We start from the raw sequence: 22,715 nt of genomic DNA on the forward strand, positions 1-22,715 counted from the left end.
GTATTCCTCTTACTAATCGAATGGCCCTTTTACATAGTGAACCCTAACATAAGAAAAAGCAACGTTCCCCATTTTTCTGTCAGCGATGCCCGTTCCATTAAACAGACGAACAACACGCCGCCGGCTGATACTTCCAAGCACGAACATTCGAATTCACAGCACTCCTCTCATCCAGCCGGGGATTGGAGGGCAGGGCGGAGACTCCTGCGGGAACAGCGAGACTGGAGAGACCCCGGAAGAGCGGAGCTCTGATGAGGCTCGCCGTCCGCCCGCGGAAAGCGCAGCCCTGCACGGAAATCCCCGGCGGCAGCCCGTGCACCTCAAAAAGCCGGTTCCCTTTTCAGGAAACCGGCCGGCAAAAGACCTCCAGGGATCACTTCACATTTTTCATCCAAAACTCTCCATCTTTATATTCGATCTGCTCCGGATACCTAAGGTCCGTCACCTCATCCTGCGTCTCCTGGGACGGCGCTTTCGTCAGGAGCGATACCGTGATGTTGGCAACGATGGCAGCAATCGCCCCGAACACGCCCGCCCCCGTATCAATGATCCCGAGAATCGTAAACCCACCGTATTTAGCAGCAAAGATGTAGCCGAGTGTGACAGATAAGCCGACGAGCATCCCCGCGATGACGCCAGGTCCGTTCGAACGCCGCCACCAGACACCAAGCAGCAGTGCCGGGAAGAACGATCCCGAAGCGAGTGCAAACGCCCAGGCGACAATCTGCGTAATCGCACCAGGCGGATTGAGCGCAATCAGCCCAGCAGCAACGGTAGCAAGCACGATGGACAAACGCCCGACGAACAGGCGGCGCGCTTCCGAGGCCTTCGGATTGATGGAACGATAGTAGATGTCATGCGACAAGGCAGCCGAAATCGCGATCATCAGCCCGCCCGCCGTTGATAAGGCAGCAGCCATCGCACCGGCAGCCATGAGACCGATCACGAAGATACCCAGGTCGGCGATCTCCGGAGTCGCCATGACGACGATGTCATTGCTGATGACGAGTTCCGACCATTGCAGAATCCCGTCGCCGTTCGTATCGGCAAGCGACAACCGCCCCGTATCGACCCACGGCTGTGTCCACGCCGGCAGGTTGTTAAGGGAAGAGCCGGCGACCTCGGTCATCAGGATGAACCGGGAGAAAGCCGCATAAGCAGGAGCAGACAAATAAAGAAGACCGATGAACAACAGCGCCCACGCCCCGCTCCAGCGGGCAGCCTTCATCGTCGCTACAGTATAGAAACGGACGATGACGTGTGGAAGCCCGGCCGTCCCTGCCATCAATGTGAACATGAGAGCGAGGAACTGCCATTTCGTCGCCTCTGTAAACGGCACGATATATTCCGAGATACCGAGCTGCTGGTCGAGGGTCCGCATCTCTTCGATGACGCCTCCATAAGACAACCACGGCAGCGGATTCTGAGTCAGCTGCAGCGACATGAAGATGACCGGGATCAAATAGGCAACAATGAGCACCAAATATTGAGCGACCTGGGTCCAGGTGATGCCTTTCATTCCACCGAGCGCCGAGTAAAAGGCGATAAGCACGACCCCGATCAGCGTACCGATGACCGTGTTCACCTCAAGCAGACGCCCGATGACGACACCGGATCCGGACAGCTGGCCGATCGAGTAGGTAAAGCTGATAATGATCGTCGCAACCGCTGCAATCAGGCGGGCCGCATTGCTTTTATAACGGTCGCCGATGAATTCCGGCACCGTGTAACGCCCGTACTTCCTGAGCTGCGGTGCGAGCAGGAAGGTGAGCAGCAGATACCCGCCTGTCCAGCCCATGATATAAGCAAGTCCGTCATAGCCGAGGATCATGACCGTCCCCGCCATACCGATGAAGGAGGCGGCGCTCATCCAGTCTGCGCCGATCGCCATTCCGTTGAAAACAGGCGGCACCCCTCTTCCCGCTACATAGAAATCCGACGTCTGTCTGGCCTTGTTATAGAGGGCGATTCCTATGTATAAGGCGAAGGTCCCTCCGATCAGTGCAAGTGAAACGAGAAATTGTGCATCCATGTTCTTCCCCCTATCCTATTGGTTTGCGGCTTTATCTTTTTCTTCTACTGGCTGCTCGGTCAAGCCGAATTTCTTATCTACGGCATCACTGATTGCGGCATTGAAGAAAAGCAGGAGGATGAAGACGAGCACTGCCCCCTGACTCCCCATGTAGTAGGGCAATGGGATCCCCATTATTTCAATCGACGAGAGACGTTCTGCAAAGAGGACAATGACAAACGAAGCGAGAACTCCGACCGCCAGGTAGATGCCGATCAAAGTCGTACGAAGACGAAAGTACGCCTTCGCCCGTGCTGGATCCATTTTCTTCACTGTAATCCTTCCCTTCGGTTTCATCCCCTCAGGTCGAAGATGAATTGAATTGTTTCCCAAAACGGCATAGGCACCTGGATGATTTTGATAAGAGCAGTGGCGAGAACCCCGGCAAGCGGCAGCAAAAGGAATATCGGACGCTTTCTGCGGAGTGCGAGAACGACAGAAAGGATTGTCAGCAAACCGAGTACGATGGGAATGAGCATGGCACACCTCCTTTGTATACGCTTCCAATTAAGCGCACGAAAATAATTAGAAAATACTGAATATTACAACTGTCATTATTATAGACCTTGGAATTATTGTCAACCGATGGAAAAACATATCGTAAAATCAAGGACAATGACACGGGACATTTTACCCCTGTAAAAGGTAAAAGCCCCCGGGTCCGGGAGCTTTTTCTCGATTACTTACCAAAAAGATGACGCCACGTCTTAGGGCCGACCATTCCGTCCACTTCCAGGCCGTGCTGCTCCTGATAAGTCTTCACGCCTTCCTTTGTTTTCGGACCGAATGATCCGTCCACAGAGACGCCTATCCTTCTCTGCACCTCACCGACGGCCAAACCTCGTGCCCCCTGTTTCAGGACGCCCGTGTACGTACGCATCTTCAAGCGGGTGCGGGTCTTCGGACCATAGCTACCGTCCACGGCAAGCTCCTCTTTTTCCTGAAACATCATCACTGCCTGCATCGTGGCAGGTCCAAAACGTCCGTCCACCCCTGAGGGACCAAGCGGATAGCCGAGATCCGCAAGCTGCTTTTGAAGTATGCGTACAGCAGGTCCACTGCTTCCGGCCTTAAGCACTACTGCCCATTTCTCTGCCTCCATCCATTCCAGATGGGCATAATCCTTGAATGATTTCCAGTCCCCACCCCACGAGAATCCAAGCCCTTTGGCAAGCGCAGCGACCCGTCTCCAACGGCTGTCGACGACCCAGAGCGCTTCGTTTCCTTCGGGTGAAACGAGGAAGAAGTCGACCGCCCTTCCGGAATGATGGTTGCTTTCCCCCGGCTCGGCGTAGGTGACGATTCGTCCCGCACTGCCGTAATGAACGCCGTTCCAATGATACCCCGGCCTCCCCTGCCCGTAGATCGCTGCCTGCTGGGTATGGGAACGATAGCCGGAGGACATTTGGACAGCGATTCCTTCCTCATAGGCTGCATCAATTAATTCGATCACTTTCTTCTTTACTTCCATATGAACCTCACCGATTCGTTCCAAGCTGCGTTTCTTTAACGTTTCTACACTTATCATGACTAATCCCCTCCCACTTTTACAATCGAAAAGAGACCCTTCCATGGTGTCTAAACAGATGGCTCGCAATCGAAGCAGGAATCATCGTAGAATAGAAACGTAATCTAATGAAGAGGTGACGACAATGAAAATAGAAGTATGGTCCGATTTCGTCTGTCCGTTCTGCTATATCGGCAAGCGCCGTCTGGAAGCAGCGCTTGAGCAGTTCCCGGGACAAGACGTAGACGTGGAATATAAGAGTTTCGAGCTTGATCCGAATGCACAGAAGAACACCGGTAAATCTGTTGTAGAAGGCCTTGCTGCGAAATACGGCCGCAGCCTGGAGGAAGCAAAAGGCATGACCGACAACATGACCGAGCAGGCGAAAACGGTCGGTCTCGATTTCCGCTTCGATACGATGAAACCGACGAACACGTTCGACGCTCACCGTGTCGCTCAGCTCGCTAATGAAAAAGGAGTCGGCAAATCCTATACCGAGCGTTTCCTTCATGCCGTCTTCACGGAGTCCAAAGACGTGGGCGACTACGACACGATCGTCGCACTTGCAACGGAAGCAGGTCTGGATGAAGCAGATGTGAAGGGTGTGCTTAATGGAAACGGCTATACGGAAGCCGTCCGCGCCCAGGAAGCTGAAGCGCAGCAGATCGGCGTCCAAGGCGTACCGTTCTTCGTCATCAACCGTAAGTATGCCGTGTCCGGCGCCCAGCCGACGGAAGTATTTGTCCAGGGGCTGGAGAAAGCCTTTGCTGAAGAAAAGCCGGTATTCGAGGATTTATCCCAGGACCAAGGCGCTGTCTGCACCGACGACGGCTGTGAAGTACCGGGAAATAAGGAATAATAATAAGAAAAAGCGCGGGACCCGTTTGGTTCCCGCGCTTTTTTTGTATGTAATAAAATAGATATTCGATCCGCGTGCGCCAGGCTGAAGGGAGTTCCTATCCGGCAAAGGGCGTAGGGAAAGGAGGGAATCCGATGGGCTCACCGGCCGCCCCATGGAAAGCCTCTCCTTTCCCGGAGCCCGCTCTCCCTAATAGGATTATTGGACCTCGGATTACAAGCTGCTGGTACCCAATCGTATTAAATAATTCCCTGGATGCGGAGCGTGATTTCCGCGATTAACGCTGAGCCGAGGAACGTCCCGAACATGACGAAGACGGCGACGACGATCGAGCGCCAGCCGAGCTTCGCGAAGTCGGCCCACGAACGGCCGATCGCGATCCCGGCATAGGCAAGGATCGGTGTCGTCAACGCGAGCAGGTTGACTTCATTCGTCGCAGCGACGATGTAATCCGATCCCGGCATCCACGGCATCGAGAACAACACGCCGACAATGGCAACATAAGCGACGCTCGGAATGCTTCCAGGGAGTACTTTCCCCAGAAGCAGACCGATCAGGCAGATGATGACGAGAATGACCATTCCGGGAAGGGCTTCGACGATACCGACATCATAACCGATCCTGTTCCCGAGCAGGGAAACGATACCGAAAATTACGAGCAGGAGCACCCACTCTTGAATCGTTTTCAACATAATCAGACCTCCTCCGTTTTCTTCGTTGTTTTCTTCTCCCGGGTGAGCAGTTGGTACATCTTCTCTGTGAGCGGGAGTCCGATGAAGATACTCATATAAAGGCCTGTCGAAAGAGAAAGGAGGTTACTCGCACCGGCAAACGCGAGGATGTCCGATTCCATAGACGGAAAGGCGGCGACGAGAGAGCCGCTGGCCGCAGCCATCATGCTTCCACTCCCGATTCCGGATGCCATCGCGAACGACAGCGGGCTGAGTGGTGTGATGGTCGCGAGAAAACCGGAGATCAATCCCATGAATACCGCGCCGAAGACGGTACCGAATATGTAAATGGCCATGACTCCCCGTCCTTCCGGTGAATGGAAGCCGTATTTATCCATGATCAGTCCGACGTTCGGCTCCCGCGCGACCGAGTGCGTCATACCGATCGCTTCCCGTTTCAACCCAAGCAGGACAGCGACCGGGAGTGCGATGAAGATCGTGCCGAGATTTCCGAACTCCTGAAGCAGCAGGGCAGGGCCTGCGGCGATGATCTCCGGCAGCGACGGACCGATGACAACACCTATTTTCGCAATGAGGAGCGTTACACCGAGAATGATAAGCGGTTCGGCGTTTTTCGCCTGTTTTTCCTTAATGAGCGGTGTGAAGAATAAAGCAAGACCGATGATGATGGCATAAAGCATAGGCAGGAGCAGGACGACGCCCGGCCCGACCGTGAAGGAATGGGTTCCGATGAATTCCGTAAGTACGACGATGATCAGTACGATGGCATGAAGGCGCCAGTCTTTCCAAATGTTAGTCAGCTTCTGTTCCAAGACATATCCCCCTAGATGATGTTTTCTCTCCGGCTGCTCCTTTCTCGAATAATACTAATAATTATAATTATCTAAACAATCAAATCAAGGGCAGATTTTGACATGATTCGATACAGGTGCCGTCTGGACGCGGACCACCCCTCCAAGAAAAAATTCTCCGATCGTTCCCGCCGTGCCCGTCACTCCTTCAGATCCCGGTGAATAGCCTATAGTGTCTACGCGTGTCGTAGAAAGAAAGGAGGCACTATGGTGGAACTAACCCTGTCTCATTGGATCTATGGTTTGTTCACCTTCCTCATCATCGTTACGATGATTTTCAGAAAAGGAGTCGTCCTTCCGACGCTGCTCGGAACGTTCCTCGTCGCGTGGGTCTTCCACGGCAGCATCGTCAGCGGCTTCATCGGCGTGTTCCAGGCCAACCTGGTCGCGGCCAGAGAACTGTTCAACATCTTCTTGATCATTACCTTCATGGTCGCCCTGCTTCGGTCACTCCGGGATCTCGGCGCCGATACGAAAATGATTCAACCGATAGAAAAGGTGATGGTCAACAGCCATCTCTCCTTCTTCGTCCTGCTTGCCGTCACCTATATCGTCTCCCTGTTCTTCTGGCCGACACCGGCCGTGCCGCTCATCTGTGCCCTGCTCGTTCCAGCGGCCATCCGCACCGGACTGCCGGCGATGACAGCTGCGGTCGTCGTCGCCATCGCCGGGCAGGGGATGGCACTTTCCTCGGATTACATCATCCAGGTCGCACCGGGACTGTCTGCGAAGTCCGCCGGTGTGGAAACTGCTGCGGTCATGGATCAAGCGATGATTCTTTCGCTCATTACCGGAGCCGTCGCCATCAGTCTCGTCTACCTCTTCCATCGGAAATCGTTCCGTAAAAAAGGAGACCCGGAAAACAGCCGGGAGCTTGCTGCCATGCAGGGGACAGACGATATAAATGGGACAGACGCGCATCCGTTCTTCAGCAGACTTTTCGCCATTCTCGTCCCACTCGCTATGCTGGCGATCATGATCTACATGGTCACTACGAAGGTGACTTCCGGCGGAATGGGCGGGTTTGAAGGAGGAACCGGTGCTGCCTTTATCGGGGGTGTCGCCGTCCTGCTTCTTCTGCTTTCTGCGACCGCCCACGGAAAACTGCGGGCGCTTGATGATGTCAGCAAACACTTGACCGAAGGCTTCGTTTTCGCTTTCCGGGCGATGGGACCGGTCATTCCGATTGCCGGCTTCTTCTTTCTCGGAAGTGCGGATTTCGCTAAAGATATCCTGGTCCTGTCCGCCGATTCCGCCCCGTCGCTGTTGTTCGACCTTGTCCAGTCGATCCAGCAGTTCCTGCCGGAGAGCGCCGTTTGGACTGCATTCTCGATTCTTCTGATCGGGATCATCACAGGGCTCGACGGTTCCGGATTCTCCGGCCTCCCTCTGACCGGTGCATTATCGGCGTCGCTTGCGAACGGTCAGATCGATGTCGAAACGCTTGCTGCCATCGGACAGATGGGATCGATCTGGACGGGAGGAGGAACGATCATCGCCTGGTCGTCCTTGATTGCGATTGCCGGTTTCTGCGGCGTGCCCGTGATGGAACTCGTCCGGAAGAACTTCTTCCCCGTCCTCCTCGGCCTGATCGCATCCACTACCCTGGCCATCTTCCTGTTTTAAGGAGATAGTCTGCCCCATTTCCCTCCGCCCTCCGCCATACAACAGCTCCATTCTCCTTAAGTGCAGGCCCCTTCCAACCATAAACAAAAAAAGACCGAACGCAGCAGAGGCGTTCGGTCTTTTTCTTCTACTCTTGTTTGATGATCCGACTTTCGTATGGAGCGAGCTCCACATCCTCGAAGGAGCGGACTTCTTCGCCGTGGTTCATGACGAACAGGAAGCTTCCCTCTTCGCTTGTGCGGCGGTATACTTCTACATCCTCTTCCGACTCTACGTGGAAGATTCCGTGCTTCTCTATAATCGGCTGGACAAGCTCTTTCAGCGTATCTGCATCGAGACCGCCGCCGATGTAGTAGACATCTCCACTTCCGTAGCGGTTCCGCGTTACCGCAGCAAACTGCTTGTAGAACGTGTCGGTGTAACGGAACAGGACTTCCGCTTCTTCCGCAACGAGCAGGTCGCGCCAAACGGATACATAAGCGGCGGCACCTTCCCATTCTTCTTCCCCGCGGATAGCGAGACGATGTTCTTTTGTGAGTGATTCAATCTCCTCGACTCTTGCACCGACGAGCTTACTGACAGGCCCCGGAAGGGTTTCTCCAAGACGGATGTTGTTGTCTTTGTCCTTCAGTCCCGTACGATAGGAGAAAATGACCGTTCCGCCTCTGTCTGCGAATGCATGAAGCCGGTCCGCGAGCCCCTGTTCCATCATCTGCATAACAGGTACGACGACGACTTTGTAACCGCTGAAGTCCCGACCGGCAGGAATGACGTCGATCGCCGTGTTCCACTGATAGAACGGACGATAGAGTCGCAGCAGTTCTTCATTGAAATCGAAATCTTTACTCTGAATCTGAGCGCGCCATGACCAAATATTATCGTAATCATACAGAACCGCTACGTCCGCTTCAATCTTCGCATCCAGCAGTCGAGAATGATCTTTGATCGATGAAAACAGCGATTGGACTTCCTTATACTTCCGTCCGTAAACGTTATCATGATCGACGACACCGAAGCAGAACTGCTCGGCTCCCTTCGTCATCCCGCGCCAGCGGAAGTAGAGCATATTGGAACAGCCGTGGGCGAAGGCTTGATACGACCACATCTTCGCCTGGTCCGGCCGTGGCAGATAGCCGATGACGTCGTGCCCCTGCGCGCCCATCAGTTCCTCCACGATCCAATAGTTCTGATCGAGCAGCCCCCGGTTGAAATCATGGGTCATCGCGATGGATTCCCGCGGTACCGGCTTCTCAAGGCCGCCCCACACCGGGTAGTTATCATAAGAAACGAAGTCCATCGGCTCTACGTTTTCTTCATGGTCGAACGATTTATTGAAGAAACCTCCCGACACGTTCGTCGTCACCGTCTGATGCCCGCCTTTACACTCTTTTACAATCTCCGTCATCTCATGAGTGAAGCTGTTGATGGAGTAAGAACGGAACCGCGCCCACTCCAGCTTCAAACTTGGATTGTGTGTGGTGATCGTCGGCTTTGGATGAGGAATTTCCGAGAAGTCGTTGTACGTCTGTCCCCAGAAAATCGTCCCCCACGTCTCATTCAATTCCTCAATGGAAGCATATTTCTTTTCCAAATACTTTTGAAATGCCTGGTGGCATTGATCGCAATAGCAGAGGTCGCTGCCTTCGTGACCGATCTCATTATCGATCTGCCAGGAGATGATCGCCTCTTCATCCTTGTAATGGGCGACGAGTTCCCTTGTGATCCTCGCCGCATATTCCTTGTATTTATCAGAATTGAAGCAGTACTGCCGGCGGCCTCCGAAGACACGCGTCTGTCCCTGTTCATCCTCTGACAGGATAGACGGATGTTTCTTCGCGAGCCAGGCCGGAAACGTCGCTGTCGGCGTGCCGAACATGACGGACAGCCCCGCTTCCTTCAACTTCTTCATAACCCCGTCGAAATAGGAGAAGTCGAATCTTCCCTCTTCCGGTTCCATCCTATGCCAGGCGAATTCACCGATCCGGACGATATTCGCACCCAGCCCTTTTATTCCATTGATGTCTTCATCGATCATTTCCTCCGGCCAATGCTCCGGATAATAATCGACTCCCAAATATGTCATCTAACGCTCCCCCGTTTCTATCGTCAATGTCCATTTATATGTTCCTTTTGGAGGAATGTAGGAAGCCTTCCCGATCTTGTCCGCCACGTACACGTCATCGTAGACGCCTGTGCACGGCTCAAGCGCGACGTTATGCTCCCCGCGGTAGCCGCCGCGTGTCTTCCAGATGCCGAGATAAGGCACCATCTCCTCCGGAAAATCATACGTCAGCTTCCTGCCGAGCTCCGGCTGGGAAAGCGTGCACCACCCTTTTTGCAGCGGTTCAGTGAAATAGAACTTCTCCATCGTTCCTTCCTCGAGAGGTTCAAGCTTCGAGAGGTCGATCTTCTCCCCGGTAGACAAGGATGTCGTAACCGGATAATCATGGACCGTCCCCCAATCCCCGAGATGCTTCGTACCTTTCTCCACATTCATCACCTTATCGGCGCCCTCCGGAACTTCGATCTCCGTATGCTCGTTGTAATTAAGCAGCGCATGCGGCGTCCAGATGAACGGAAACGGCTCATCGCCGTAGTTTTTCGCTTCATAGGACGTTACGACGACGTTCTTATACAGCCCGACTTTTTTCTTCAAACGATACGGAAACACCGGACTGTCTACATACATCTCGATACAGCCGTTGTTCTCTTTGTACTCCCAGGGAAGTGCCCACACTTCCCCGTGATCCGGCACTTCTTTCCACGACAGCGGATGCGGCCCGCGGTCGATCCCCGGGAACATTTCATCGAATCCGCTGGAGTCATACTTGGAGAAATCCGCTCCATAAGGCGGGACCGTCAACTGCTTATCCTTCACCTGATAGAGCCACTCATGATTGATTTCCTTATCATACAGACTCACCATTTTCCCGCCATAAGCCGGCAGGATGGCACATCGTACGTAGGAATTCTCCAACACCACGGCCTCGAGCCCTTTGTACTTCTTCTTATGATAAGTCGATACATCGATCATGTTCTCTTCCTCCTTATACGATTTGTTTGATGAACCGGCGGAACGCCTTCTGGCCGGCCTCATCTCTTTTGAACACACCGGCATGCTCAAGTACTTCCGAGAAGCGTCTGCCGATTTCCTGCTCGATCTGCGACCACAGTGCCTCCCTGGACGACCTGTCCCAATCGATGCCGAGTGCCCACGGGACATGCTTCGCCGTCGCCTCTTCCTTGGCAGCATCCTGCAGACGGCTCTCCATGATTGCATCGGCCAATTTCTCCATTTCCTCTACGAGACGGCCGGGCAGCACTGCCAGCCCCATCACTTCGATCAAGCCGATATTCTCCTTCTTAATATGGTGCACCTCTTCATGCGGATGAAAAATACCCAGCGGGTGCTCTTCACTCGTACGATTGTTCCGCAAGACAAGGCCGAGCTCATACTGACCATCCCGGTACCTTGCAATCGGCGTGACCGTATTGTGCGGCTCCCCCGCCGTTTCTGCATAAATACCCGCTTCCTCATCGGAATAAGCACGCCACGATTGTAAAATCACTTCCCCGAGTTCTGATACCCGGTGCCGGTCCGCTCCCTTCACACGAAGCACCGACATCGGCCAGCGTACGATCGACACCTCCACATCTGAAAAGCGTGGCAGGCGATAGCTTTCCTGTTCCTCGGCTTTCGCCATCGGGAATTCATGGTGCCCGCCCTGGAAGTGGTCATGGCTCAGAATGGAACCACCCACAATCGGCAGGTCCGCATTCGATCCGACGAAATAATGTGGCAGCTGATCCGTGAAATCCAGCAGACGATCGAAGCCCTCCTTCGATATCTTCATCGGCCGGTGGTCACGCGAGAGGACGATGGCATGCTCGTTGTAATACACATACGGCGAATACTGCAGGAACCAATGCTCTCCTTCCAGATCGATCGGAATGATGCGGTGGTTATCGCGCGCCGGATGATCGAGCCTTCCTGCATAGCCGACGTTCTCCTTACACAACAGACAGGATGGGTACGCTTCCGACGGCGGTGCAGCTTTTGCCGCCGCAATCGCCTTCGGATCCTTCTCCGGCTTCGACAGGTTGATCGTTATTTCCAAGTTCCCGTACTCCGTCGCGCTGTACCAGTGTTTGTTCTTTGCAATCCGGTCCGTACGTATATAGTGGGCATCCTGCGACAGTTGATAAAAATAATCCGTTGCCGCTTCCGGTCCCTCTTTCTCGAATTTGTGATAGAAATCCCGGATGACCTCCGACGGCCGCGGCATGAGACAGTCCATCAGCTTCGTATCAAAAAGATCACGGTCTGTCGTCGTATCCTCTTCCAGAACCCCGCGTGCCGCTGCATCGTCCAACAGACGCTCCAGCACCGGCACCGGACTCTCCAACGCTACTGCGCCGTTGATACGAACCGGCCCTTTCCCTGTAAGTTCCATGACACGGAACAGCTGGTTCCTGACGTAATCGACATCCCAGACAGAAATCATCTTTTTGTTCAAACCGAACTGAATCAGACGTTCGATATCTTCGTAGACAGCCATTTGCTTCACTCCTTCCCGCCGTAACCGTTTGGATGCTGCTGGAACCAATTCCAGGCGGTTTGGATCATCGTTTCAAGACCGGCATATTTCGGTATCCAGCCGAGCTCTTCCATCGCTTTTTCGGAAGATGCCACGAGCTGAGCCGGATCACCCGCTCTTCTCGGTGCCACTTCGGCAGGAATCGGATGCCCCGTCACTCTGCGGGCAGCGTCGACGACTTCCTTCACACTGAAGCCGTTCCCGTTGCCAAGGTTGTAGGTCGCACTTTCTCCTGATTTTTCAAGCTTCGCCAGTGCCAGCAGGTGGGCATCGACAAGGTCGTTGACGTGAATGTAGTCACGGATACATGTGCCGTCCGGTGTGTCATAATCATCCCCGAACATCATGATTTTCTCCCTCTTCCCTTGGGCGACCTGCAGAATGATTGGAATCAAATGGGACTCCGGCCGGTGATCTTCCCCGATCCTTCCATCCGGATCCGCACCGGCAACATTGAAGTAACGGAGGACGACATGCTTGATGCCGTGTGCTTCTTCCGTCCAGCGCAGCATCTTCTCAATGGCGAGCTTCGTTTCGCCGTATGGATTAGTCGGAACTGTCCGGTCCGTCTCCTGGATCGGCACCTGTTCCGGTTCCCCGTAGACGGCAGCCGTCGAAGAGAAGACAATCTTATCGACGCCGTGCTTCGCCATGCTCTTCAGGAGAGCGACGGCTCCGTAGACGTTGTTATCGTAATACTTCAATGGATCTTCCACACTTTCACCGACGAGGGAATCAGCGGCAAAATGAATCACCGCCGCAATCTCATTCTCCTGAAAAACACGGTCAAGAAATGCTTCATCTCTCAAATCCCCGTTGTAAAAGTCCGCTCCTTCCAGAATGGCCGGCTCATGCCCCTTCTGGAGGTTGTCTGCGACAACCACCTTTTCTTTCCTGTCCAACAGCTCCGCCACTGCGTGGCTGCCGATATATCCTGCTCCTCCACATACGAGAATGGTCATATTCTTTCCTCCTCCATACGTTTCGCTCCATCTCCGATTTCCACCACGTAGAAATCTGCTTCGAGATCGACCGCCTTTTTGTATCGATCTCCGACATTCGTAAGGAAGGAATCAACGGCATCCTTCTTCACGATACTGATCGTACAGCCGCCGAAACCTGCACCGGTCATGCGGGATCCGACTGCCCCTTCCGCCCAGGCTGCTTCGACAAGGGCATCGAGCTCGCGACCCGTCACTTCATAATCATCGCGCAGGGAGCGGTGCGAGTCATTCATCAGCGCACCGAAACCTTCGATGTCCCCCTGATCAAGCAGATCGACCGCCTTGATGGTACGACGGTTTTCATAAACGGCATGCTTTGCGCGCTTCTGTACGACGGGATCGTCTATCAGATGTTTGTGCGCTTCGAATGCCTCCTCTGTCAAATCTCCTAAGCTGTGAATCTTAAGCTCTGTCTGCAAGGCTGCAAGAGCTGTCTCGCATTGTGAGCGGCGTTCATTATATTTGGAGTCTGCAAGTCCTCGGCGCTTGTTCGTATTAGCAATAATCAGCGCGTGAGAATCAAGCTCTACCGGAGTGTAGCGGTAGTCGAGCGTATTACAATTCAATAGAACCGCATGGTCCCGTTTTCCCATACCGATGGCGAACTGATCCATGATGCCGCAGTTGACGCCGACGAATTCGTTCTCCGCCTCCTGCGCAAGCTTCACCATCTCCACTCTGTCCACCGACCAATCGCTCGTCTCCTCAAGCACTGTCCCCATGACAAGCTCGATCGAAGCGGACGAAGAAAGCCCTGCCCCGTTCGGGATATTTCCGAAAAAGGCAATATCAAAGCCGGAAGAAACCGCATAGCCGTGCTTCTTGAAGGCAGCGACGACTCCCTTCGGATAATTGGCCCAGTCGTGCTTTTCCTCATATGTTAATTCTTCTATATCAGCATCGATGATTCCTTTTTCCGGGAAATTCATCGAATAAAACCGAAGTTTCGTATCTTCTCGTTTTCTCGCGACAGCGTATGTCCCGACACTCAGGGCGCATGGAAAGACGTGCCCTCCGTTGTAATCCGTATGTTCTCCGATCAAATTGACCCGGCCCGGTGCGAAGAACAGCAATGCCCCCTGGTCCCCGCCGAACTTCTCTGCGAACGCATCTCGTAATTGTTTCATTCTGACTCCTTCTCCCTTCTATTCTTCTACCTTTTCGATTAAAAACAGCTGGGACTGAAAATCTCCGGCCCGCTCTGCCTGCGGTGCATTCGCCCCGTTGAACTCGACGGGAAGCGGAAGGCCGCGGTACATGCATTCATCCCCGTAGTAAACCGTATCCTGCCCTGTGACTCTATAAGCTGCGTCCGGATCGAGTCCGGTAAGCTTCAAAACCTGATCCTGCTTCGGATTCGGGTGATACGTCTGGCGATACCACCCGGCAAGCGCCTTCGTACCATCCTCCGACACGACGATCCAGGCGGTTTCTCCGCCTTCAAACGGGCTGAGCAGCCGGTGAAAGGTGCCAGTCTGAATCAAGCGGCGGACGTTCTGGAACTCTTTGATCTGGCGGCGGACTTCCAACTTCTCTTCTTCGGTCAAACCGGACGGATCGAGCTCATATCCGAACGTTCCGAAAACCGCGACATCATTGCGGAACTTCATCGGCGTCTCGCGCGACGTCTGGTGGTTCGGTACAGCAGATATATGCGATCCGATGCTTGACAGCGGATAAGCGATCGAGGTGCCGTACTGGATCTTCAGACGCTCGGCAGCATCGGTGTCATCACTAGCCCACGCCTGCGGGGCATAATACAGAAGGCCGGCATCGAAACGTCCCCCGCCTCCGGCACATGATTCGAACAAAACGTCCGGATGTGCCGACGTCAAGCGCTCATACAAATCATAGACTCCAAGAATATAGCGGTGGAAGAACTCCCCCTGATGCTCGAGATGCGGGGAGAACGGTTCTGTGATGTTCCGGTTCATATCCCATTTGATGTAGTCGAGCTTCGTTTCCTTGATGATGCTGTCCATCCGGCTGAACAAGTAGTCGACGACCTCCGGATTGGCATAATCCAGCACCTTCTGGTTCCGTTCCAGCGTCTGGTGGCGTCCAGGTACACCGACGACCCATTCCGGATGTTCCTTGATCAAGTCACTGACAGGGCTGACCATCTCCGGTTCAAACCACAAACCGAACTGCAGCCCTTTCGCCTTCACCTGCTTCGCTAATGCACCGATTCCGTTCGGCAGCTTGGCTTCATCAACGAACCAATCACCGAGCGATGTCGTATCATCGTTCCGCTTCCCGAACCAACCGTCATCGAGGACAAACAATTCAATGCCGAGATCTTTCGCTTCCTCTGCAAAAGCGTCAAGCTTCGCTTCATCGAAGTCGAAGTAAGTCGCCTCCCAGTTGTTAATGAGGATCGGACGTTCTTTTTCGAGCCATCTCGGTGCGATTAAATGACCATGATGAAGCGCGTGCAGCGCCTGACTCATCCCGTTCATCCCGTTTTCTGAATAGACGAGGACCGCTTCCGGCGCCTGGAACGAGGCTCCGCTCTCCAGATGCCACGTGAATGTATCCGGGTTGATTCCCATCGACACCCGCGTCCGGTCGTAATGATCGACTTCCACTTCCCCGAGGAAATTGCCGCTGTATACGAACTGACAGCCGAGTACTTCGCCGGCAAACTCGGTCGCTCCCTTTCTTTTCAACGCGAGAAAAGGGTTGTGCTGATGCGAACTCGCTCCGCGGCTCGTGCCGATCGACTGGATACCAGGACGGAGCGGACGTTCTTCGATATGACGCTCGCGCGACCAGGCTCCTGCCAAATGGACCATGTCATACGCGCTGTCCGGAAGATCGACGGTCAGGGACATCAGCCGCTCCACCTTCACCTTCTCTGTTCCATCGTTTCGGAGGATACTGCTCCTTGAAAGGACGGGATGGTCCCGGAAGATTGTATAGGAAAGGTCCCATTCTACACCGGATGGTTCATCTTTAAGCGTGATCGTCAGCGTCTCCGCTTCTTCCTCCTCCGCGAATGTCGCAGGAAGTCCCGGCAGCTTCGCTTTGCCTTTTTCCAGGTGGTAACGGTCAAATCGGAAATCAGAAACGTACGAGCCGTCGGCTGCTTCCAGCTTCACCGCCGGCTCTCGAAAATCTCCTTTCCCATAAGCTGTCGCTTCGTGAAGGATCGTTTCCATTGAGAATCCGAGCTCTCCTTCATAGACGTGCGTACTGGAAGGTGCGACCGTCTCATAATCCTGAAACCTCGCAAATCCGGATCGATCCCGGATGGCTTTGCCGTAATACAAATGTCCAAGCTGTCCGTTACGCATGACATGAAAGATATAGCTGATCTTTCCGTTTGTCAGATGGAACTGTTTCTCCGCTTCGTGTATATGAATCAACACTGTTCACCAACCCTTTCCTATGTCTTCCGTCTATAGAAACGCTTACATTTCAACGTTTTGACTTTGTTAATTAATTTAATTTATGTAAATAGTAACACAGCTTCCTAGCTTTGTCTGCTATCCTTTCGTAAATTTTTTAAATATTCTCATGTAACGGCCTTATGTCCTATCACCAAGGCGTTTAAGACGTTAAAATATGTCCATCTTTCCCGATTCCTCAAACAGGACTTTCTTCACAACTTAATAAAATTAATTAAAAAAGTGGAATTTGTGGTATGCTAAACGAAGAATGAATAGTGGAGGAATCCTATGAATACCAACTATACACGGGGCAGCTTCCAGTTGATGAAATCGATCAACCGCTCGATCATTTTGAACATGATCCGTGAGCACGGCCCCATTTCAAGAGCTGATATTGCAAAACAGACACGCCTCACTCCCCCGACAGTCAGCAACATCGTCAAAGAGCTGATTCAGACGAAATTCGTCATCGAAACGACGCAGGGAGAGTCCAAAGGCGGGCGCAAACCGACGCTGCTCGCTATCAATGCCGACCAGTTCTATATTCTCGGCGTCGATGTCGGTACGAATCAGATGAAATTCGTCGTCACGAACCTGTTCGGTCAGCTGAAGCGTGATTTCCAACTCGAGATACCACTGAATCCGTCCAAGGAAGATATTATCTCGACGATGAAGAACGGCATCCGTGAGCTGTTGACCTGCGGCGATGGAGATGAACACAAGTTTCTCGGTATCGGCATCGGTATGCACGGAATCGTCGATCCGGAAGAGGGGACATCCCTATTCGCCCCCTCCTTCCAGCTATACGATATCCCGATCAAGGAAGAGCTGGAGAAGGAATTCAACATGATCGTCAAAGTCGAGAACGACGCCCATACGATGACGCTCGGTGAGTATTGGTTCGGAAACGGCAACGATGCCGATAACCTCGTCGGCATTAATGTAGGAAACGGAATCGGTGCCGGGATCATGATCAACGGCAAACTATTCCACGGGGAAAACCACCTGGCAGGAGAAATCGGCCACGTCACTATTGATCTATCCGGAACGAAGTGCCCGTGCGGCAACTACGGCTGCCTTCAGACATTCGCGGCCGGACCCGCCATCGCTGACCGGGCACGGAAGGAACTGAAAACAGGCAAGCCTTCCTTGATCACCGAACTGGTCGACCATGACCTCGAAAAAGTGGATGGTGCGACCGTCCACAAAGCGGCACTGCAAGGCGACGCCTTCAGCATCCAGCTGTTGAACCAAACAGGCCGCTACTTAGGCATCGGCCTCGCCAATTTGATCCACACGCTGAACCCGAAACGGATCATCGTCGGGGGTGGTGTTGCGAGATCGGGTGACTTTTTATTAGAGGGTCTTCGTGAGACGATCCAGTCGCGCGGCTTGACGATAAAGGCGAAAGAAACGGAAATCGTGCTCTCGAAGCTCGGAGCCAACGCCTCCGCCATCGGTGCCTGTGTCCTCGTGTTAGAAGAATTCTTCTCCCGATAAATCAGGACCGATTAACAGGAGATAAAGGAAATACGAAGAATGTCAGGGGTTTGATGTCCGTTTACGGAGTCCGTCCGCTCCTTTCTTATAAATACTCCTTCAACAAACTGAAAAGGAAACCAGCAGACGCTGGTTTCCTTTTTAATTATCCGTTATTCGCAAATTGGAGGACCATGCCCTCCAGGACGTCGAGGTTTCTCGCCTGGAACCGGATCCCCTTGTAATCGAAAACGACGATTTGTTTGTCTTCCACGTTCAACGTTTCCTTATACTCATTGTCCTCCGTCAACGGCTGGTAGGTGACTTCGGCCTGCACGCTCTTCCGGGCAAGGAACACTTTCATCCCGTTCAGCCGGGAGCGCACCTTTTCCTCCGGCGGGTCCCCCTCATAGAAGTAGACGAAGTGCAAAGCATTGGTCACAGGTATTTTGAACTCATCAATCGACCGCTGTGTCGCGCTTTCCATACATCCCGTAAGCAGAACGATCCCCAACAACAGCCAGACACGCGTTCTCACTCAGACATTCCTCCAGAAAAGATAGCTTATACCATCTTATGCCGGGCGGGAATGGATTAGCACGGACGAGTCTATTACTTTTTCTGAAGCGGGAGCAGGGCGGCACCGATGACGCCGGCATGTCCATCCAGCTCTGCACGCTTGAGCTTGATCTCCGGAATCAGACCGGGAAAAAGGTACTCCTTCACCCGCTCTTCAAGAGGAACCCAGATCAAATCCCCTGCATTCATCACACCGCCTCCAAGGACGAATACTTCCGGATTGATGATGTGGGTGAGATTCGCAATCGCCATCGCCAGGAAATCAACCGCTTCCTCGACAATGTGCTGCGCCTCCTCTTTCCCTTCCTTCACGAGTTCAAAGACACGCTCCGCTCCGCCTTCGATGCCGTATAACTCTTCCGCTCTCTTTCCGATCGCCGTGCCGCTTGCATAACTTTCAAGGGATCCTTTATTGAGGTTGCTGTATTGATAGCCGTTCGGCTGCAGGATCATGTTGCCGATTTCCCCGGCGTAGCCCTGCGCCCCGCTGAACACCCGGCCGTCGATCACTAATCCCCCGCCGACACCGGTACTCACCGTTATGTAGAAAACACTCGTATAGTCTCTGCCAGCTCCGAATTTCGCTTCGGCGAGCGCCGCGGCATTGGCATCGTTGTCCAACTGGACATCGACGCCGAAGTGGGACTCCATTCGTTCCACCAGCGCCACCTCTTCCCATCCCGGCAGGTTCGGCGGATCGAGAATGACTCCACGGTGCGGGTCGAGCGGACCAGGAGCTCCGATGCCGATGGTATCAATCGTTCGGCCGCCGGCGGTCCTCTCAATCATGTCGATCATTTTTTCAAGCGTCCGGTCCACCCCGTTTTCCACTTCCGTCTTCTCCTGAATGAGCTGTTCGACCGTTCCATCTTCCTGTACGATTCCCGTGCGGACGTTCGTCCCGCCGAGATCGACACCGATATGAATTCCCATAAGATCCCCCTCATTATTCGCACTATTTAGTTAATAGTAGCACTTTTCTTAAAAACATGCTTTTACATGATTCTACAAAAAACGTATAATATAGAAGTACGCTTTTTTTTAGAGAAGGGGTGGAGGAATGGGGCGCAAAGAGCTCAAACGCAGCAAACGTAAAAAGAAGAAACGCTGGAAAGTCCTCTTAGTCCTGTTAGCTCTCGTGCTGGCAGGCGGAGGCATTTACTTATATACGATATTCCATAATGTACGGGCGACCGTGAATCAGGATCTACATGAAGACGTATCGTCGATCGATACCGAAGAAACGAAAGCGAAGGTCGACAAGAAGGAACCGTTGAATATTCTCCTTCTCGGTGTCGATGAACGGGAAAACGATGTCGGACGCTCTGATACGATGATCGTGATGACCCTCGATCCGAACAATGATCAGATGCAGATGGTCAGCATCCCGCGGGATACGAGAACTGAAATTGCAGGCGACGGCCGCGTTACGCGGATCAACCACGCCTACGCCTATGGTGGAAGCGATATGGCCGTCGATACCGTCGAGAACTTTCTCGATATCGACCTCGATTACTACGTCCGCGTCAATATGGAAGGACTCTCCCAGGTCGTGGATGCGGTGAACGGTGTAACCGTTCAGAACGACCGCGCCTTCAAGTCCGGCAACTTCACCTTTGAAGAAGGGGAGCTTGATCTCGACGGACGTGAAGCGCTCGCCTATGTTCGGATGCGTAAAGAAGACCCTCAAGGCGACCTCGGCCGGAACGAACGCCAGCGGCAGGTCATCCAGGGCATCATCAACAAAGGTGCCAGCTTGAACGTCGTCAATAAGATCAACGACATTCTCGACGTCCTCGGCAGCAATGTCAGCACGAACATGGAGTTCAGTGATATGCGCCGTCTGGCGACGAAATACAGCAGTGCCCGCAAGGAATCCTCTACGTATCAGATGAGCGGGGAAGGCCGGATGACAAACGGCATGTACCTGATTTACATGAGCGACGAAGAAGTCCAGAAAGCGCACGACATGATTGTGAATTTCGGTAAATGATAAAAAACCCCGCATCCTTGATTAGGATGCGGGGTTTTTTAGGTTACCGAGAAGATAGGCAGAATCCGTCTACTCTCTAAAGGGTCCGAAGAAAATAGACAACGAACCTCCGAAACGTCCTGCACATAATTTAATAAAAAGGAGGAAGATCCATGTATAACACTCCCTACGACAGCCATAAACGGTCTATCCGTCAAGATTACGGCGCTGTTGGTGCGTTAAATGCAGCGACATTGACCATCCCCCAAATGTTGACCTACGCCCTTCAGGATGAATACCTGGCTCAGGCGAGGTATGCAGATATAATAAATAAATTCGGCAGCATCCGTACTTTTGTGCAAATAAAAGAAGCAGAAATGAGACATATTTACGCATTATGGCAGCTGTTCGACCGTTACCAAATCCCTTTACCGGAAGACACATCCGCCTCCCTTGTCACCACTCCGGAGACAATAAAAGCCGCCTATGCCGCCGGAGTTCAAGGAGAAATCGATAATATCGCGATGTACGAAAAATTTCTAACTTTCCAGCTGCCTCCAGACATCCGAATCGTTTTCAACTCCTTACGCAACGCTTCCGTCAACCACCTCTCCGCATTTGAGCGGGGACTTGCCAGAGTTCTTTAATCCAAGCACTATCCTTATTCCCTCTTCTTGGATTCTTTCAAGCGGAGGGATTTCATCCATTCTTCAGAGCTTTTTTTATAAAAGAAGCGAGTAATAAGGATATGATGATCATAAGCGGGATCACAAAAATAACGGCGATCAAATTGGTTTTATAATTCAGCGGGACGAAGGCATTCCACACAAGATCCATCCCTTTCCAAAGTGCAGAGAAGATTAGAACAGCCAGTACATAATAAACCACACTCCACATAAATATCTTCCTTTCTCTCCTACCTGGTTATAATCCAATCATTTCAAAAATTCCTATTGAGTACAATACGTTTCATTTCTCACTTTCCACGTACTAATTATGAAAGACCAGCCAAGTACATTCCCTTACGAACACCTTTCCATTCATTCAATAAAAAAACAGCCTGGGACACCAGACTGTTTTCAATCCAACCCTATTCTATTACTTCGTCTTTCCAGAAACACCGTATCACGCCAGATGCCGTCCATCCTGCCGATCCGTTCACGGCGTCCGACTTCCCGGAATCCGTTTTTCTTATGGATCGCTATGCTGGAACCGTTCTCAGGGAAGATCCCAGCCTGTAATGTCCAAAAGCCATGCGCTTCACTCGCCTCAATCAGCTGCTCCAATAATTTGCTGCCCACTCCCTGCCCTTTGCTTTCCGGGCGGACGTAGACGCTGACTTCCGCCACGCCTGCATACACACATCTGCTCGACACGGGACTCAAGGCCGCCCAACCGATAATTTCGTCGTCGCGTTTTGCGACGATTCGGCACTCCAAAGCATGTCCGGCATCCCAGTCATCCCAAGATGGGACCTCCTTCTGGAAGGTTGCATTCCCTGTCGCTATTCCTGCTTCATAAATGGCCCGCACCTGCTCCCAATCTTCCGGAAGCATAGGTTCCACAACAATCTCTCTTCCCATCCCTGCACCTTCTCTCCTTCTATGTATAGAAAAATCCGCCAAAACGATTCCGTCCCGGCGGCTTCTTCTGATTATTTGCCTGTCTCAGCAAACTCCTGAATTCGAGCTTCGATTTCATCACGGACGCGCTGGAAGAAAGCCCACTTCTCTTCTTCGGTACCTTCTGCTTTGGCAGGGTCATCGAATCCCCAGTGGAAGCGTGTCACATGCGGCGGCGTCATCGGACATTTGTCGTTAGCATCCCCGCACAGCGTAATCGCATAAGCGGCGTTGTTCAAAATATCAGAATCGATGATGTCGGATGTTTGATCAGTAATATCGACGTCCACTTCCTTCATCGCTTTCACGGCATTCGGGTTCAATCCGTGTGCTTCAATTCCCGCTGAACGCACATCGTATTTCTCCCCAAGGTATTTCTTTCCGAACCCTTCCGCCATCTGACTGCGGCAGGAGTTTCCTGTACATAGAAAATAAATAACTGGTTTGTTTGACATAATTTCCA

General features: G+C 52.7%; 21 protein-coding genes and 1 pseudogene. 5 read left to right on the plus strand and 17 right to left on the minus strand.

Features of this window, described 5'->3' with window-relative positions:
- Positions 1-373: 373 nt before the first annotated feature.
- The 4 genes from M662_RS16930 to M662_RS16945 form a co-directional block, all read right to left on the minus strand.
- Positions 374-2,032 carry a sodium:solute symporter family protein gene (locus M662_RS16930; RefSeq protein WP_026577904.1) on the minus strand — a complete coding sequence of 553 codons (1,659 nt, stop codon included), beginning with the start codon at positions 2,030-2,032 and terminating at the stop codon, positions 374-376.
- Positions 2,033-2,047: 15 nt separating this feature from the next.
- Positions 2,048-2,335, minus strand: a complete 288-nt coding sequence (locus M662_RS16935) for a DUF4212 domain-containing protein (RefSeq protein ID WP_328700190.1) — start codon at positions 2,333-2,335, stop codon at positions 2,048-2,050.
- A 29-nt stretch (positions 2,336-2,364) separates the two neighbouring features.
- Complete coding sequence (locus M662_RS16940) at positions 2,365-2,550, minus strand: hypothetical protein (protein WP_008632508.1); 186 nt, start codon at positions 2,548-2,550, stop codon at positions 2,365-2,367.
- A gap of 200 nt (positions 2,551-2,750) precedes the next feature.
- On the minus strand, positions 2,751-3,599 hold the full coding sequence (locus tag M662_RS16945; protein ID WP_026577903.1) for a peptidoglycan-binding protein: 849 nt from the start codon (positions 3,597-3,599) through the stop codon (positions 2,751-2,753).
- 124 nt (positions 3,600-3,723) lie between these two features.
- Between M662_RS16945 and M662_RS16950 the strand changes: the two genes are divergently transcribed.
- Positions 3,724-4,437 carry a DsbA family oxidoreductase gene (locus M662_RS16950; protein WP_026577902.1) on the plus strand — a complete coding sequence of 238 codons (714 nt, stop codon included), beginning with the start codon at positions 3,724-3,726 and terminating at the stop codon, positions 4,435-4,437.
- Between the two features lie 239 nt (positions 4,438-4,676).
- On the opposite strand, the gene M662_RS16955 is transcribed toward M662_RS16950, so the two are convergent.
- Both M662_RS16955 and M662_RS16960 read right to left on the minus strand, forming a co-directional pair.
- Positions 4,677-5,129 carry a hypothetical protein gene (locus M662_RS16955; protein WP_026577901.1) on the minus strand — a complete coding sequence of 151 codons (453 nt, stop codon included), beginning with the start codon at positions 5,127-5,129 and terminating at the stop codon, positions 4,677-4,679.
- A gap of 2 nt (positions 5,130-5,131) precedes the next feature.
- The gene (locus M662_RS16960) at positions 5,132-5,941 is read right to left on the minus strand and encodes a DUF3100 domain-containing protein (RefSeq protein WP_008632501.1); all 810 of its coding nucleotides are present in this window, start codon (positions 5,939-5,941) and stop codon (positions 5,132-5,134) included.
- Between the two features lie 249 nt (positions 5,942-6,190).
- Between M662_RS16960 and M662_RS16965 the strand changes: the two genes are divergently transcribed.
- Positions 6,191-7,606, plus strand: a complete 1,416-nt coding sequence (locus M662_RS16965; RefSeq protein ID WP_026577900.1) for a hypothetical protein — start codon at positions 6,191-6,193, stop codon at positions 7,604-7,606.
- 127 nt (positions 7,607-7,733) lie between these two features.
- On the opposite strand, the gene M662_RS16970 is transcribed toward M662_RS16965, so the two are convergent.
- From M662_RS16970 to M662_RS16995, 6 genes are read right to left on the minus strand one after another with little or no spacing between them, the layout of a single operon-like run.
- Positions 7,734-9,689, minus strand: coding sequence for a beta-galactosidase (locus M662_RS16970; protein WP_008632497.1), 1,956 nt, complete (start codon positions 9,687-9,689; stop codon positions 7,734-7,736).
- A complete protein-coding gene (locus M662_RS16975) occupies positions 9,690-10,640 on the minus strand; it encodes an aldose epimerase family protein (protein ID WP_026577899.1) in 951 nt (316 codons plus the stop codon).
- Positions 10,641-10,653: 13 nt separating this feature from the next.
- Positions 10,654-12,165 (minus strand): UDP-glucose--hexose-1-phosphate uridylyltransferase, encoded by a 1,512-nt coding sequence (gene galT, locus M662_RS16980; RefSeq protein ID WP_026577898.1) that lies wholly within the window; start codon positions 12,163-12,165, stop codon positions 10,654-10,656.
- Between the two features lie 5 nt (positions 12,166-12,170).
- A complete protein-coding gene (gene galE / locus M662_RS16985; RefSeq protein WP_008632491.1) occupies positions 12,171-13,166 on the minus strand; it encodes a UDP-glucose 4-epimerase GalE in 996 nt (331 codons plus the stop codon).
- Entirely contained in the window at positions 13,163-14,335 is a 1,173-nt protein-coding gene (locus tag M662_RS16990; protein WP_026577897.1) for a galactokinase, read from the minus strand. Before M662_RS16990 ends, galE begins: the two co-directional genes overlap by 4 nt.
- 18 nt (positions 14,336-14,353) lie before the next feature.
- Positions 14,354-16,579, minus strand: coding sequence for an alpha-galactosidase (locus tag M662_RS16995; RefSeq protein ID WP_008632482.1), 2,226 nt, complete (start codon positions 16,577-16,579; stop codon positions 14,354-14,356).
- A 309-nt stretch (positions 16,580-16,888) separates the two neighbouring features.
- Between M662_RS16995 and M662_RS17000 the strand changes: the two genes are divergently transcribed.
- Positions 16,889-18,100, plus strand: a complete 1,212-nt coding sequence (locus tag M662_RS17000) for an ROK family transcriptional regulator (RefSeq protein WP_008632481.1) — start codon at positions 16,889-16,891, stop codon at positions 18,098-18,100.
- Positions 18,101-18,245: 145 nt separating this feature from the next.
- Here the strand turns inward: M662_RS17000 and M662_RS17005 are convergent, their stop codons facing one another.
- Both M662_RS17005 and M662_RS17010 read right to left on the minus strand, forming a co-directional pair.
- Complete coding sequence (locus M662_RS17005; RefSeq protein WP_008632480.1) at positions 18,246-18,617, minus strand: hypothetical protein; 372 nt, start codon at positions 18,615-18,617, stop codon at positions 18,246-18,248.
- A gap of 74 nt (positions 18,618-18,691) precedes the next feature.
- Positions 18,692-19,591 (minus strand): ROK family protein, encoded by a 900-nt coding sequence (locus tag M662_RS17010; protein WP_026577896.1) that lies wholly within the window; start codon positions 19,589-19,591, stop codon positions 18,692-18,694.
- 127 nt (positions 19,592-19,718) lie between these two features.
- Here M662_RS17010 and M662_RS17015 point away from each other — a divergent pair, with 127 nt between their 5' ends.
- Together M662_RS17015 and M662_RS17020 are read left to right on the plus strand one after the other, a co-directional pair.
- Positions 19,719-20,651 (plus strand): LCP family glycopolymer transferase, encoded by a 933-nt coding sequence (locus M662_RS17015; RefSeq protein WP_008632478.1) that lies wholly within the window; start codon positions 19,719-19,721, stop codon positions 20,649-20,651.
- 197 nt (positions 20,652-20,848) lie between these two features.
- Positions 20,849-21,277: pseudogene (locus tag M662_RS17020) on the plus strand (ferritin-like domain-containing protein); the annotation flags it as partial.
- A gap of 52 nt (positions 21,278-21,329) precedes the next feature.
- Here the strand turns inward: M662_RS17020 and M662_RS17025 are convergent.
- The 3 genes from M662_RS17025 to arsC form a co-directional block, all read right to left on the minus strand.
- Entirely contained in the window at positions 21,330-21,527 is a 198-nt protein-coding gene (locus M662_RS17025; protein WP_008632474.1) for a hypothetical protein, read from the minus strand.
- 182 nt (positions 21,528-21,709) lie between these two features.
- On the minus strand, positions 21,710-22,213 hold the full coding sequence (locus M662_RS17030; RefSeq protein WP_035388162.1) for a GNAT family N-acetyltransferase: 504 nt from the start codon (positions 22,211-22,213) through the stop codon (positions 21,710-21,712).
- Positions 22,214-22,284: 71 nt separating this feature from the next.
- The gene (arsC, locus tag M662_RS17035) at positions 22,285-22,707 is read right to left on the minus strand and encodes an arsenate reductase (thioredoxin) (RefSeq protein WP_026577893.1); all 423 of its coding nucleotides are present in this window, start codon (positions 22,705-22,707) and stop codon (positions 22,285-22,287) included.
- Positions 22,708-22,715 lie beyond the last annotated feature (8 nt).

This window comes from Bacillus sp. SB49 (assembly GCF_000469135.2).
Lineage (GTDB): Bacteria > Bacillota > Bacilli > Bacillales > Halobacillaceae > Halobacillus.